Origin of the sequence: Nonomuraea sp. NPDC049649, assembly GCF_040675175.1 — a bacterium.
Taxonomy (GTDB): Bacteria; Actinomycetota; Actinomycetes; order Streptosporangiales; family Streptosporangiaceae; genus Nonomuraea.
This window is the reverse complement of the sequence record NZ_JBFAOH010000021.1, coordinates 104,439-116,250: the sequence shown is the minus strand read 5'-3', so window position 1 is coordinate 116,250 and position 11,812 is coordinate 104,439. Positions and strand designations below refer to the sequence as shown.

The window sequence follows — 11,812 nt, the reverse complement described above, 5'->3', positions numbered from 1 at the left end:
TTCTTCTCCAGCACGACGTTGCGGCCCTTGGGGCCGAGCGTGACCTTCACGGCGTCGGCGAGCTGGTTCATCCCGCGCTCGAGACCGCGCCGGGCCTCCTCGTCGAAGATGATCATCTTGGTGCTCATCGTCCCTCCTTGCGGTGCGGGCCGGGTGCGCCGGGACGGCGCCCGCGACGGAAAGGCCCCGCGGCCGGGGCCTCGCCATCACGGCACACCCGGCGGGTGTTTGGCACTCGGCAGCCGCGAGTGCCAGCCATCGTCCTGCACTCTATCCAAGTTTGCGTGTCACGCAACATGTGCGCGCCGCGCAGAATTGGCTAGACTGCGGTCATGGCAGATCTGCGCACCCGCCACAAGGAGGCCACCCGGGAGGCGATCGGCACCGCCGCGCTCCGCCTGGCCGTCGAGCAGGGCCCCAGCGGCCTCGCCCTGGTCCGCGTGCACGACATCGCCCAGGCCGCCGGCGTCTCCCCTCGTACGTACAACAACTACTTCTCCAGCCGCGAGGAGGCGATCTGCGCCTTCCAGGCCGATCGCGCCCGCCTCCTGGGCGACGCGCTGCGCGCCCGCCCGGCGGGCGAGCCGCTGCGCGAGGCCGTCACCGAGGCGGTGGTCGAGCACTTCACCCGGCCGGAGCCCGACCGGGCGGGGCTGCGCATGATCATGTCGACGCCCGAGCTGGAGGGCGAGGCGCTCAAGGCGTTCACCATGGCCGAGGCGCCGCTGGCCGAGGCCATCGCCGAGCGCGCCGGGGCCGTCGCGGACGACCTGTTCCCCCAGGTCACCGCCGCCGCCGTGGCCGGCGCCATCCGCGTGGCCGGGCGCCACTGGCTCTCCCCCGGCTCCGGCTCCTTCGACACCGTGCTCCGGCGTGCCCTCTCCCACGTCCATATGCCAGAGTGACCTGTTATGGAACAGCGTGTCTTGGGACGTACCGGACGGAATGTCAGTGTCGTGGGGCTGGGAGCCTGGCAGCTCGGAGCCGACTGGGGGCAGGTGAGCGAGGACGACGCCCTCGCCACGCTCGCCGCGGCCGTCGACAGCGGGGTGACGTTCATCGACACCGCCGACGTCTACGGCGACGGCCGCAGCGAGCAGATCGTCGGCCGCTTCGTCAAGGAACGCCCGGGCCTCACCGTGGCCACCAAGATGGGCCGCCGCATGGACCAGGTGCCCGACAACTACGTGATGGAGAACTTCCGCGCCTGGAACGAGCGCTCCCGCCGCAACCTCGGCGTCGACACCATCGACCTGGTGCAGCTGCACTGCCCGCCCACGCCCGTCTACTCCACCGACGCGGTCTTCGACGCCCTCGACACGCTGGTCTCCGAAGAAAAGATCGCCGCGTACGGAGTGAGCGTGGAGACGTGCGAGGAGGCGCTGACGGCGATCGCCCGGCCGGGTGTGGCGACGGTGCAGATCATCCTCAACGCGTTCCGGCTCAAGCCGCTGGAGCGGGTGCTGCCCGCCGCCCGCGAGGCCGGCGTCGGCATCATCGCCCGGGTGCCGCTGGCCAGCGGCCTGCTGTCGGGCCGGTACGACGAGAACACCACCTTCGCGCCCGACGACCACCGCACCTTCAACCGCCAGGGCGAGGCCTTCGACGTGGGCGAGACGTTCTCCGGCGTCGACTTCCGCACCGGCCTGGAGGCGGTGCGGCGGCTCACCCCGCTGGTGCCGGAAGGCGCGACGATGGCGCAGTTCGCGCTCCGCTGGATCCTCGACCAGCCAGGCGTGTCCGTCGTCATCCCCGGTGCCCGCAACCCCGGGCAGGCCGCCGCCAACGCCTCCGCCGCCGCACTCCCGCCCCTCCCGGAGAAGACCCTTCAGGCCGTACGGGACGTGTACGACGAGCTGATCCGCCCGCAGATCCACCACCGCTGGTAGGAGCGCGAGTGAGCACGGAATCACCGGCGCCGGAGCGTGATACGGGGAGCGGGCACTGGATCCCGCAGGTTCTCCTCACGGGACCCGGCCGATGAGCGGGCGCAGAGTTCTCGTCACCGGGGCATCGCGCGGCATCGGCCGGGCCGTCGCGACCGCGTTCGCCGAGCGGGGCGACCGGGTGGCCATCCACCACCGCGGCTCCCCCGCCCGGCTGGACGAACTGCCGGGCGAGGGCCATACCTCGGTCCAGGCCGACCTGTCCGACCCCGAGGAGGTGCGCCGCGCCGTGGGCGAGGCGGCCGGCGCGCTCGGCGGCCTCGACGTGCTGGTCAACAACGCCGGCGTGTTCCTCCACCACCCCATCACCGACCTCACCTACGAGGAATGGCAGGAGGCCTGGCGCGAAACCCTCGACCTCAACCTCGTGGCCGCCGCCAACGCCATCTGGTGCGCCCTCCCCCACCTGGGCGAGGGCGGCCGGATCGTCAACGTCTCCTCACGCGGCGCCTACCGCGGCGAGCCGGACAGCCCCGCCTACGGCGCCAGCAAGGCGGGGCTGAACGCGCTCACCCAATCGCTCGCGGTGGCGCTCGCGCCGAGGGGCATCGCGGTGACGGCGGTCGCGCCGGGCTTCGTCGAGACGGACATGGCGACCGACTACCTCAAACCGCCCCGCGGGGACGAGATCCGCGCCCAGAGCCCCTTCGGCCGGGTCGCCCGCCCGGACGAGATCGCCGCCGCCGTCCTCTACCTGGCCTCCCCGGAGGCGGAGTGGGCCAGCGGCACCATCATCGACCTGAATGGGGCGAGTTACCTGCGGTGATGTACGAAGTGCGAGAGCGGATCAGAGGTCGAACTCTCCGCTCTTCGCTCCGCTGAGAAAGGCGTTCCACTCTGCTGGGGTGAAAACGAGGGCTGGGCCGTTGGGGTTCTTGCTGTCTCTGACGGCCACGATGCCAGAAAGGTTGGTGGTCACCTCAACGCACTGGCCGCCGTTGTCACCGCTCGCGGTGGCCTTGCGCCACTCTGCCCCGTCGAGGCTCACTGCCTGCTTGTCCATCGTTCTATCGCTTCCTCGATGACGGTTAGGGACTGTCTCCGGGGTAGTGCGTCCGCCCTGATGGCGTCGAACCGCTGCTTGATCTCCTCCACCGGGCGCGGTTCCATCGTAGTTCGACCGGTAAGGCTACTGTCCACCGTGACGACGTCCATCCCATTCGGCAACCGTGCCAGGGCGAACGCGCTCATCAGGCCGGGACCGCATGCCGCTTCCGTGGGCACAATCTGGACCACCACGTTCGGGAACTGGGCAACGGCCTTCAGGTGGGTGAGCTGGTCGCACAGCGTGTCACCACCTCCGATCGGCCTGTGAAGCACCGCCTCTTCGAGAAGCGCGACGATTTTCGGCGGGTCTTTTCTGTTGAGAATGCCCGCCCGCTGCATACGGGCCTGCACCTCCGCGTCGACCAGCTCGGCGGGGATGGTAGGGCTGGCCCGGAACAGCGCTCCGGCGTAGGCCGCCGTCTGGAACAGGCCGGGAACGAGGAGAGGATCCCAGGATTGGATGACGAGGGCTCGGCTCTCCACCTCCCTCCACTGGATGATCCAGCCCCGGGCTCCTCGTTCGAGGCGGAGGCGCTCGAAGACGCCGGCGAAGTGTTTGTCCAGGCCGAATATGCCGTCCAGACGTTCGGCGATATCCATGGTCGGGGACTTCTTGCCCCGTTCTATGTGGCTGATGAGGGAGCGGTCTACTTTAAGACGAGTCGCGAGGCGTATCTGGGATAGCCGGTTCTCCGAGCGGAGCCTGACCAGGTCGGCTGCGAACTGCTCTGCCGCTGATTTACTCGGATCGTCCTCGACTTTCACATTTGTCCCTTCAAGCGCGACCTCTTGTGTAAATTTCGCGGCCAAACCGCAGAGAGTGTGACCGCTGTGCGACACACCTGGTCACTATACGTCTCTGATTTTGGCCACTGCGTGGGCTTTTTTCGTAAGACATTGATTCCGCGACCATCGGAAACACATGGAAGAGCACTCACGATGCCGGAAACGCTTCAAGCAAGCCCAGACAGCAACCAGCGCTGCGACTCCCTGACTCTCGTCGCGCTCCCGAACGCGGTGTGGATTTCCCGTGCGTATGTCGCGGCCACATTGCGCGCCTGGGGTCACCAGGACGACGAGTTCGTGGACGACGCGCAGTTGACGGTCTCCGAGTTGGTGACGAACTCGGTAAACGCGCTCGGTTTCCAGGACACCCGGACGAGGATGGGGGTCATCCTCTCCTCCGAGTCGCTGATTCGGATCATCATCACCGAGCTGGCGTACGAGCTGAAGATCGAAGTGTGGGACGGTGGCTGGGGCGCACCGGAGCAGCGGTCTGCTGGCGTCGACTCCATCAACGGGCGTGGATTGGAGATCGTGACCGCGCTCGCGAAAAAGTGGGGTTACCGATTTCCGGGGGAAGACGAACTGGCCGGAGGAAAGGTCGTGTGGGCGCTTCTGCCTTTCCCCTAACCGGGTCGCTCACAGATCAAAGGATCCCGCCAGAGCTGGGGATCGTACGGCCGATCAACCGCCATAGCCGAACTGCAGCCGATGGCGCGCGATTTCGATCTCCTCCGGCGTGAAGAGCCCGGCGAAGCGTGGGTCGATCACCTGAGCCTCGACCGTGAGATCGGGACGCCCTCGCTCCCAGAGCGCCGCGAACCCATCCGACACCGCCGGCGAATGCAGGAGCTTCCGCGCCGTCGCGAGACCGCCGTGCTCAGCGAGCATGTTCAGCAAGTACGTGGCGGGATAGTTGGCTTCAGTCCGGGCCCGATCGTAGACGAGCAGCATCGCCTTGTGGAAGTCAGCGGTGGAGGCCAGAGCAGTTGCCTCGGGCTGCTCTTGCGCAGCTTTATCCCCTGAGGTGACCTCGCCGCGTCGAGCCGCATAGCCAAGCAAGGCGTCCACCGAGGTGAAGACTTCGTAACCCAGCTCTTCCAGCCTCGGCAGATTGGTCGCGGCCGAGTCCAGTTCCAGAACCACCGGCTTGCCTTGCCCGACCTGCAAGCCATCAGGCCAGTACGCTTCGGCTATCGCGAGAGCCCTGCCGGTCACAGGGTCAGCGATTTCACTGTCGAGTGACGGTTCGGCGTAGCCCAGCCGCACCATTTCCTTCACCATCGCCTTGATCTGAGCGATACGGACGTCGTCCTGCTCATCCGCCATAACGGACACGGGCTGCAGGTCCGCCATGGTGGCGGCGCCGTTGCGAAGCTCGGCGAGGAAGGATTGTGCGGCCTCCGCGAGGAGGTGCCGGCGCTCCTCCAGGAAGTCGAGGTAGCGTTCGGGCCGCCAAAGCTCCGGATCGGTGGGGATCCACTGCGACGCCAGGACACCGGGGTGCTTGGCTTCTGCCTCCGCGAAGTATTCCGTGGGAGCGCGCTGGCCGATCATCAGGTTGGTGTCCTGCGTCAGGAAGCAGAAGTTGGCGATCGCGTTCACCTGAACCCGGTCGTAACCGGCCTTGTACAGCAGCGCCTTCGGGAAGATGTGGTGGACCTGGAGCGAGGTGAGCTTTCCCAGCATTTCGGCGCGGAGTTCGAGGCCGCTGCCGAGATCGCGAGCGCCCTTGACCCTGGTGAGCATGTAGAGCAGAGGGTAGAAGCGCGAGCCGCGCGTGGATCCTTCGAAGTCATGTGACCGGATCTCCAGATTTCCGCCGCGCCAGCGCTCCAGCGCGTTGATCAGGCCGTCGATCCCGGAGCGCTCCACGATCTCGTAGTCCTGGGCGAGGAGCGTCTCCGTAGATCCCGCGAAGCGGCCCCACAGCGCGGAATGGATGTACCAGAACAGCACGCGATCCCGGTGAGCGGAGTCCAGGAAATGCCCACCGGGTGTCAGGTGGAGGTGACGGGAGATGACGGGGATGGCGTAACGGCCCATGAGCACCCGATCGTGATCCAGCCCCAGCCTCCCGGACACGGCATCCAGGAAGGTGCCGATGTAGCCGACCGACTTCGTCAGCGCCGACTCGAAATCGGCGGCCGAGACGGTGTCGAGGGCTGTGAAGACCGCTCGTCCTGTAGCGACGGCGGTGGCGTTGCGCAACAGCCAGTCGAGGGAGAACTCGAAGCCCGCTTGCTGCCATCGCTCAAGATGTCCGCGCATGATCTGTCTGGCCGGAGACCACTGCGCGCAGAGCTTGGCCAAGGCGAGGTCGCCCTTGGATAGTGCGGTGCCACCCGAGTTGACCCGGTTGAAGATGTCGACAACGATGTCGACGTTCTTGTCCTGACCTGTGATCTTCTCTTCGTGGAACTCCCGGTTCTCCAGATTCTTCAGCCGATTCAAGCGTTCGAGGTAGACGGGGAGCTTGTCGGCGAACGGGCTGAACTCCGCGATGAAGGGGCTCAGACCCTCGATGAAGAGCCTGCTGACATCCACCCAGCGAGGATCGTCGCGCATCTTCGCTGGGCCGTAGAACTCGAAGCTCTCGTCCTCCACGTTGAACCGCAGTCCGGTGAAGGCCGAGGCGTCACCTTCGAAGAAGGCGGGGCGGTTTGCCGCGCATGACTCCGTACAGGGATGTGATGCGCTGCTGGCCGTCGAGAAGCAGCAGACGGATGCCACCGTCGGGAGTGCTTCCCCGTACCGACGCCATGTCCGGTTCGGTCTGCCACAGCAAGAGGCCACCGACCGGATACCCCTTGTAGAGCGAGCGCATGAGACCGCGCACCTGATCGCGGTTCCATACGTAGCCGCGCTGGAACTCGGGCAGGAGCACCGTCCCGTTGTCGATCTGATACAGGAGCACCGAGAGTGTGGCCATCATCCGTCCCGCTCATGGCTCGAAGATCCGGGACTTTTACCTTACGACAACCCAGGCTTTCCGTAACCACACTTGTACGCATCGTAGCGAGAGTCGGCGGCCTTGAGCTGTCCCTACAGCGGCAATACACGCGCCCTTCATGAGCACGGGTGAAGTCGGCGGCTGACCAACCCTTTAAATAGGCCCTCCGGCCGAGCAGCGCGGGACCGCTCGGCCGGAGAGTGGTCACTCCCCGATGCCGGCGAGGTAGGTGCGGGAGGCGGCGAGGGCTTCGAGCATGTCTCCGTCGCAGCGGTCCAGTTCGACGATGCGCCAGGCGGTCTCGGGGGCGGCGGCGAGGAAGGACGGGATGGGCAGGGTGCCGGAGCCGACCGCGGTCATGGCGGCTTCGACCGTGGCGGGGCCGTCCTTGACGTGCAGGTGGCTGACGCGGTCGCCGAGACGGGTCAGCAGGGCGGGGACGTCGGCGCCGCCTACCGCCGCCCAGTAGAGGTCCACTTCCAGGAGTACGTCCGGGTCCAGGAGTTCGGCGAGGACGTCGAGGGCGTGCCGGTCGCCGATCCGGGACTCCAGCTCCCAGTGGTGGTTGTGGTAGCCGAGCCGCAGCCCCGCTTCGGCGGCGCGGGCGGCGGCGGCGTTGATCTGGCGGGCACTCTCCTTGACGGCGGCGAGGTCGGAGAAGCCGTCCGGCGCGATCATCGGGATGATCACCGTGTCGGCGCCGATCGCGGTGGCGGCCTCCAGGACGGCGGGGGCGTGGTCGTTCAGCAGGGGGCCGTGGAGCGAGCAGGCGGTGAGCTCGTTCGCCTCCAGCAGGTCGCGGAAGGCGCGCGGGTCGCCGCCCAGCAGGTCGAAGGTGGGTTCGACGGCGCGGTATCCCATCGCGGCGAGGGACGTCAGGGTCTTCGCGGACTGCGCGCCTATCTCGGCACGGACGGAGTAGAGCTGGACGGCGGGAACAATCACGACAGGACCCCCTGCAACGGCACGATTCGGCACGTCTTCGATCTTACGGAGAAACCTGGGGAGCGAGGAGGGGTGCCGCCCGGAGGACGTGCGGAGCAGCCGGGGCAACCATCTTGCATATGTCGTCAACGACATATAGCGTCGTGGGGTGGATGCGCTTTTCGCCATCGAGGTCGAGCCCGAGGTGCGGGATTGGTTGGAGGCGTTGCCGGCCAAGCACTTCCTCAAGATCGACGAATACGTCGGGCTGCTCGCGGAACACGCTGCCGCGCTCGGCGAACCCTATGCCCGCTACCTGGGCGACGGAGTTCGGGAGCTGCGGCCCACCCTCGACGGTGCTGCCATACGCATCACGTACTGGCTCACCCCGAACCGTACCGCGGTCCTGCTGACCGTCTTCCGCAAGACAAGGATGCGTGAGGACGCCGAAGTCAGGCGCGCCAAGCTCGCTCAGAAGGTCTGCGAGGCCGAACACGGTCCAGCACACGAGGAGTTCATCCGCACCATTGAGGAAGGAGAGGTGGAATCATGAACCACAGCCGCTGGAAGACCCTGCGCGAACGCAAGCTCGCCGACGGGTTCACCGAGCCGGAGGACGTGGCCGAGGCCCGTCGTGAGATCAGGCTGTCCATGGCCTTGGCCAAGGCCGTGTACGATCGGCGCACCGAACTCGGGCTCACTCAGGCCGAATTGGCCGAGCGCGCGGGGCTCACCCAGGCGAAGATCTCTCGGGTCGAAGGCTCTGACACCGTCCCCACACTGCCTCTTCTGGCCAAACTGGCCGGGGCCCTGGATGCCACCCTCAACATCGCCCTCGACAACGACGACACCCAGGTGCGCTTCACCGGGCACCGCACCAATGCCGCCTGAGCAGCTCTGAGGTTCCCCCGAGTCGAGGCGATCAGCCGGGTCATGTCACCCGCCGGGTGGCCAGGATGACTCCTGATCCGTGGGCCAGTTCGACGGCGGCCAGCGCAGGGTCGGTGGTGAGCGTGCGGCGCACGGCTTTCCGCCGCTCCCGGAAGTCCGCTGGCCAGGCGGAGTCCGCGATCATGGGCCGCCGGGGCCGAGCGCGCAGAGGGTGAGATCGAGGCGGAACCGCTTGCCGGCCCGGGCGTCCGCGAAGATCAGGTCGTACGTTCCGAGGCTGGGCAGGGCGGTCAGGGCGTCCTCCGTACGGAATTCCACGAACTCCGGCCAGTCCCCCTGCCGGGCCAGCTCGGCGCGGGCGGAGTCGTACTCGATGGTGGTGACGGTGACGTCCGTGCGCGGCGTCAGCCCGGACACGAGCCAGGCGGTTCCCACGCCGGTCCCGGTCCCGATCTCCAGGACCCGCGCCCGGGGTGGCAGCCCGGCGGCGAGCACGGTGAGGAGCCGTCCGACGGCGGGGTCGCACGAGAACGCGAACCCGGCCGGCTCCGCACGCTCGGTGGCCCGTCGCACGAGATCGTCCATCCGGCAGATGATCGCACACCCTATGCTGCCGGGCCATGACGGTCGACGGTGATTACGGCGTGCCCGGCTCTCTGGACAGGGTGCTGCGGGCGGTGGCGGCCGAGCGGGTGGCGCAAGACCGACGGTGGGGGGTGCAGGAGGGGCTGGCCGACGGGACGGGGCCGGAGCGGGGCGAGGAGGCCGAGCGGGCGAAGCGGGAGACCGCGGAGCGATGCGCGGCGGGGAGTCTTTCGGGCTGTACGGGTTCTAACCCGGCGGGTACTTGGCCGGGTCGGCGCTGCGGCGGGCGGCGAAGTCGCCGGCCAGTTCGGTGATGGGCTCGCGGCCTTCCAGCAAGCCCAGCCAGGCGGCCGGCAGGACGTCCTCGCCGTGAGCGGCGCCGAGGAGGTTGCCGGTCATGGAGCCGGTGGAGTCGCTGTCGCCGGAGTGGTTGACGGACAGCAGCAGCGCCGCCGGGAAGTCGCGTTCGTGGACGAGCGCGCAGTAGACGGCGATGGCCAGCGCCTCCTCGGCCACCCAGCCGCCGCCGAGGCTCTCCACCCGCTCGGGGCTGGGGTCGCCCTTCGCGGCCAGTTCGTCCGCCGCCCGCAGCGCCGTGCTGGTCTCCTCGTGTCCGGGGTACGAGACGAGCAGGCGGAGTGTTTCGTGGACCGCCTCGTACAAGGACACATTGTCGGCCACGTAGTGGACGAGGGCGGCGAAGGCGCCGGCCGCGTAGTAGCCGGTCGGGTGGCCGTGGGTGATCTGGGCGCACGCGGCGGCCAGTTCGAATGCCTCCCGAGCGGAGCCCCCGAGCAGCCCGAACGGCGCCGAGCGCATGACGGTGCCGCAGCCTTTGGAGTCGCGGTTGACCGGGCCCGGCTCGCCGAGGGGTCCGTAGCGGTCCGGCTTGGCGCGCAGTCCCGACAGGCAGGCGTTGCCGGGCGCGCGTCGCGCGTACAGCCACCGCTGTTCGCGGAGCCGGCCCGTACGGTGGTGCAGGCCGCCGGGCTCGGGCGGGGCGGGGTGGAGCTGGGTGTCGAGCCAGCGCAGGTAGGCGGAGCGGACGACCTCGGCGGTGTCGGCGAAGCCGCGGGTGGCGGATCGCAGCTCGGCCCGGATCAGCCCTTCCAGGGTGAAGAGCGTCATCTGGGTGTCGTCGGTGATCAGGCCGGCCCCGTCGGGCGCCATGCCGGTGAGCCCGGCCGGTCCGTAGCGGGCGCGGATGTCAGCGATGGTGTCGAACTCGATCGCCCCGCCGAGCGCGTCGCCGATGGCCCCGCCCAGTACGCAGCCGCGCACCCGGCTCCGGTAGCTCGTCATGACCGTCACTTTAGGCACTCTTGGGCGCGGGTCGCGCCGAATCCGGCGCGACCCGGGCTTACGGGGCTATTCGGCCAGGGCGGGCGCGTCGCGGAACTTCGGCGCGACCTCGGCCAGCGCGGCCTGGGTCACGTCCGGAGCCTCGCCCTGCCGGTCGGCCGGGAGCGGCTTGACCTTCTTGCAGGCCGACGGGTATCGGTCGCAGTAGCTCTGGGTGGTGCCGACGGAGTGGGCGGACAGCATGGCGTGGCCGACCGCCCGGGTGAGGGTGTCGGCGCCGGCGTTGAAGATCTCGTTGAGCTGGCGGGAGTCGGCCGGGTTGTTGACCCGCAGCGGGGTGCCGGAGCCGGTCGACATGGCGAAGATGGTGTCGCCGTCCGCCAGGGTGTGCATGGGGTTGACGGCGCGGGCCAGGCCGTCCTGGGCGTTGCTCGCCATCCGGGCGGCGGCGGCCTTCTCCAGCGGCGCGTTCGTGGCCACCACGGCGATGGTGGTGTTCAGCGACGGGGAGTCCGCCGAGTTCCGCGGGTGGCATTCCTTGGCCTTCGGCGTCTCCAGGCCGCGGAACTCCTTGCCCAGCTCGTACCGCGCGGCGTAGAGCGAGCAGTCGCGCGGGTCGACCGGCGAGCCGACCGAGTTGACCACCACGATGGCGCCGACCACGACGCCGTTGCCGAGCACCACGCTGGCGGTGCCGACGCCGCCCTTGAGCCCGCCGGCGCGGGCTCCGGTGCCGCCGCCGACGACGCCCTGGCGCACCGGTCCTTCCTTGGCGGCCTGGGCGGCGAGGTAGCCCCACTCGGGGGTGGTGCGGGCCTTGAAGTCGCCGCCCCGGCCGAGGTCGAAGATGTCGGCGGCGGGCACGATCGGCGCGACGCCCGCGCCGACCCGGACGCCTTCGCCGCGCTCCTCCAGCCAGCGGATGACGCCGTCGGTGGCGGCCAGCCCGTACATGCTGCTGCCGCCGAGCATGACCGCGTTCACGCCGGGGTTGGAGTTGAGCGGGTCGAGCAGGTCCGTCTCCTTGGTGGCGGGCGCGCCGCCGCGCTGGTCGACGCCGGTCACGGACATCTGCGGGGTGTAGATCACGGTGGTGCCGGTGAGGTAGGGCGCCTTGGCCGATTGGACCTGCCCGACCTTGATGCCCGGCACGTCGGTGATGGCGTTGTGGGGTCCGGGGAGTCCGGGGGTGTCCGCGGCCACGGCGTGGGCGGGGGCGCCCGCGGGGACGGTGAGCACCAGTGCTCCGGCCAGCAGTGCGAGAAGGCGTGGCTTCATGATCCCTCATTCCGGGGGGCTCGTACGGGGGGTGAGCGCGCGCTACTGAGTGCACTGAGGCTACTGGTCGGACCAGAATAGGTAAAGATCCCTTTAGTCCTCA

At 68.7% G+C, this 11,812-nt stretch carries 15 protein-coding genes; 6 read left to right on the top strand and 9 right to left on the bottom strand.

The genetic code is table 11. From position 1 onward, the window contains the following. The first annotated feature begins 332 nt into the window (after nt 1-332). The 3 genes from AB0J42_RS24745 (at nt 333) to AB0J42_RS24735 (ending at nt 2,712) form a co-directional block, all read left to right on the top strand. Nucleotides 333-905: a TetR family transcriptional regulator gene (locus AB0J42_RS24745; RefSeq protein WP_364298252.1), complete on the top strand. Its 573-nt coding sequence runs from the start codon at nt 333-335 to the stop codon at nt 903-905. 6 nt (nt 906-911) lie between these two features. Further along, the gene (locus tag AB0J42_RS24740; RefSeq protein ID WP_364298250.1) at nt 912-1,889 is read left to right on the top strand and encodes an aldo/keto reductase; all 978 of its coding nucleotides are present in this window, start codon (nt 912-914) and stop codon (nt 1,887-1,889) included. Nucleotides 1,890-1,980: 91 nt separating this feature from the next. Further along, nucleotides 1,981-2,712 (top strand): SDR family oxidoreductase, encoded by a 732-nt coding sequence (locus tag AB0J42_RS24735; protein ID WP_364298248.1) that lies wholly within the window; start codon nt 1,981-1,983, stop codon nt 2,710-2,712. Between the two features lie 21 nt (nt 2,713-2,733). Here AB0J42_RS24735 and AB0J42_RS24730 read toward each other — a convergent pair whose 3' ends face one another. Both AB0J42_RS24730 and AB0J42_RS24725 read right to left on the bottom strand, forming a co-directional pair. Continuing rightward, complete coding sequence (locus AB0J42_RS24730) at nt 2,734-2,949, bottom strand: DUF397 domain-containing protein (protein ID WP_364298246.1); 216 nt, start codon at nt 2,947-2,949, stop codon at nt 2,734-2,736. Next, a complete protein-coding gene (locus AB0J42_RS24725; RefSeq protein WP_364298244.1) occupies nt 2,931-3,758 on the bottom strand; it encodes a helix-turn-helix transcriptional regulator in 828 nt (275 codons plus the stop codon). Before AB0J42_RS24725 ends, AB0J42_RS24730 begins: the two co-directional genes overlap by 19 nt. A gap of 174 nt (nt 3,759-3,932) precedes the next feature. On the opposite strand from AB0J42_RS24725, the gene AB0J42_RS24720 reads away from it, so the two are divergent. Further along, on the top strand, nt 3,933-4,406 hold the full coding sequence (locus tag AB0J42_RS24720; RefSeq protein WP_364298242.1) for an ATP-binding protein: 474 nt from the start codon (nt 3,933-3,935) through the stop codon (nt 4,404-4,406). 54 nt (nt 4,407-4,460) lie between these two features. Here the strand turns inward: AB0J42_RS24720 and AB0J42_RS24715 are convergent, their stop codons facing one another. The 3 genes from AB0J42_RS24715 to AB0J42_RS24705 all read right to left on the bottom strand — a co-directional run bounded on the left by AB0J42_RS24715 (nt 4,461) and on the right by AB0J42_RS24705 (nt 7,674). After that, the gene (locus tag AB0J42_RS24715; RefSeq protein ID WP_364298240.1) at nt 4,461-6,383 is read right to left on the bottom strand and encodes a hypothetical protein; all 1,923 of its coding nucleotides are present in this window, start codon (nt 6,381-6,383) and stop codon (nt 4,461-4,463) included. A gap of 31 nt (nt 6,384-6,414) precedes the next feature. Then, on the bottom strand, nt 6,415-6,711 hold the full coding sequence (locus tag AB0J42_RS24710; RefSeq protein WP_364298238.1) for a DUF262 domain-containing protein: 297 nt from the start codon (nt 6,709-6,711) through the stop codon (nt 6,415-6,417). 222 nt (nt 6,712-6,933) lie between these two features. Beyond that, complete coding sequence (locus AB0J42_RS24705) at nt 6,934-7,674, bottom strand: sugar phosphate isomerase/epimerase (protein ID WP_364298236.1); 741 nt, start codon at nt 7,672-7,674, stop codon at nt 6,934-6,936. A 148-nt stretch (nt 7,675-7,822) separates the two neighbouring features. Here AB0J42_RS24705 and AB0J42_RS24700 point away from each other — a divergent pair, with 148 nt between their 5' ends. Beyond that, on the top strand, nt 7,823-8,206 hold the full coding sequence (locus tag AB0J42_RS24700) for a type II toxin-antitoxin system RelE/ParE family toxin (RefSeq protein WP_364298234.1): 384 nt from the start codon (nt 7,823-7,825) through the stop codon (nt 8,204-8,206). Continuing rightward, complete coding sequence (locus AB0J42_RS24695) at nt 8,203-8,544, top strand: helix-turn-helix transcriptional regulator (RefSeq protein ID WP_364298232.1); 342 nt, start codon at nt 8,203-8,205, stop codon at nt 8,542-8,544. The genes AB0J42_RS24700 and AB0J42_RS24695 overlap by 4 nt, the downstream gene beginning before the upstream one ends. Nucleotides 8,545-8,584: 40 nt before the next feature. Here AB0J42_RS24695 and AB0J42_RS24690 read toward each other — a convergent pair whose 3' ends face one another. From AB0J42_RS24690 to AB0J42_RS24675, 4 genes are all read right to left on the bottom strand, one after another. Next, the gene (locus tag AB0J42_RS24690) at nt 8,585-8,728 is read right to left on the bottom strand and encodes a hypothetical protein (RefSeq protein WP_364298230.1); all 144 of its coding nucleotides are present in this window, start codon (nt 8,726-8,728) and stop codon (nt 8,585-8,587) included. Further along, nucleotides 8,725-9,129, bottom strand: a complete 405-nt coding sequence (locus AB0J42_RS24685; RefSeq protein WP_364298228.1) for a class I SAM-dependent methyltransferase — start codon at nt 9,127-9,129, stop codon at nt 8,725-8,727. The genes AB0J42_RS24690 and AB0J42_RS24685 overlap by 4 nt, the downstream gene beginning before the upstream one ends. A gap of 246 nt (nt 9,130-9,375) precedes the next feature. Further along, nucleotides 9,376-10,431 carry an ADP-ribosylglycohydrolase family protein gene (locus AB0J42_RS24680; protein ID WP_364298226.1) on the bottom strand — a complete coding sequence of 352 codons (1,056 nt, stop codon included), beginning with the start codon at nt 10,429-10,431 and terminating at the stop codon, nt 9,376-9,378. A gap of 66 nt (nt 10,432-10,497) precedes the next feature. Further along, nucleotides 10,498-11,709: a P1 family peptidase gene (locus AB0J42_RS24675; protein ID WP_364298224.1), complete on the bottom strand. Its 1,212-nt coding sequence runs from the start codon at nt 11,707-11,709 to the stop codon at nt 10,498-10,500. Between the last annotated feature and the right edge of the window lie 103 nt (nt 11,710-11,812).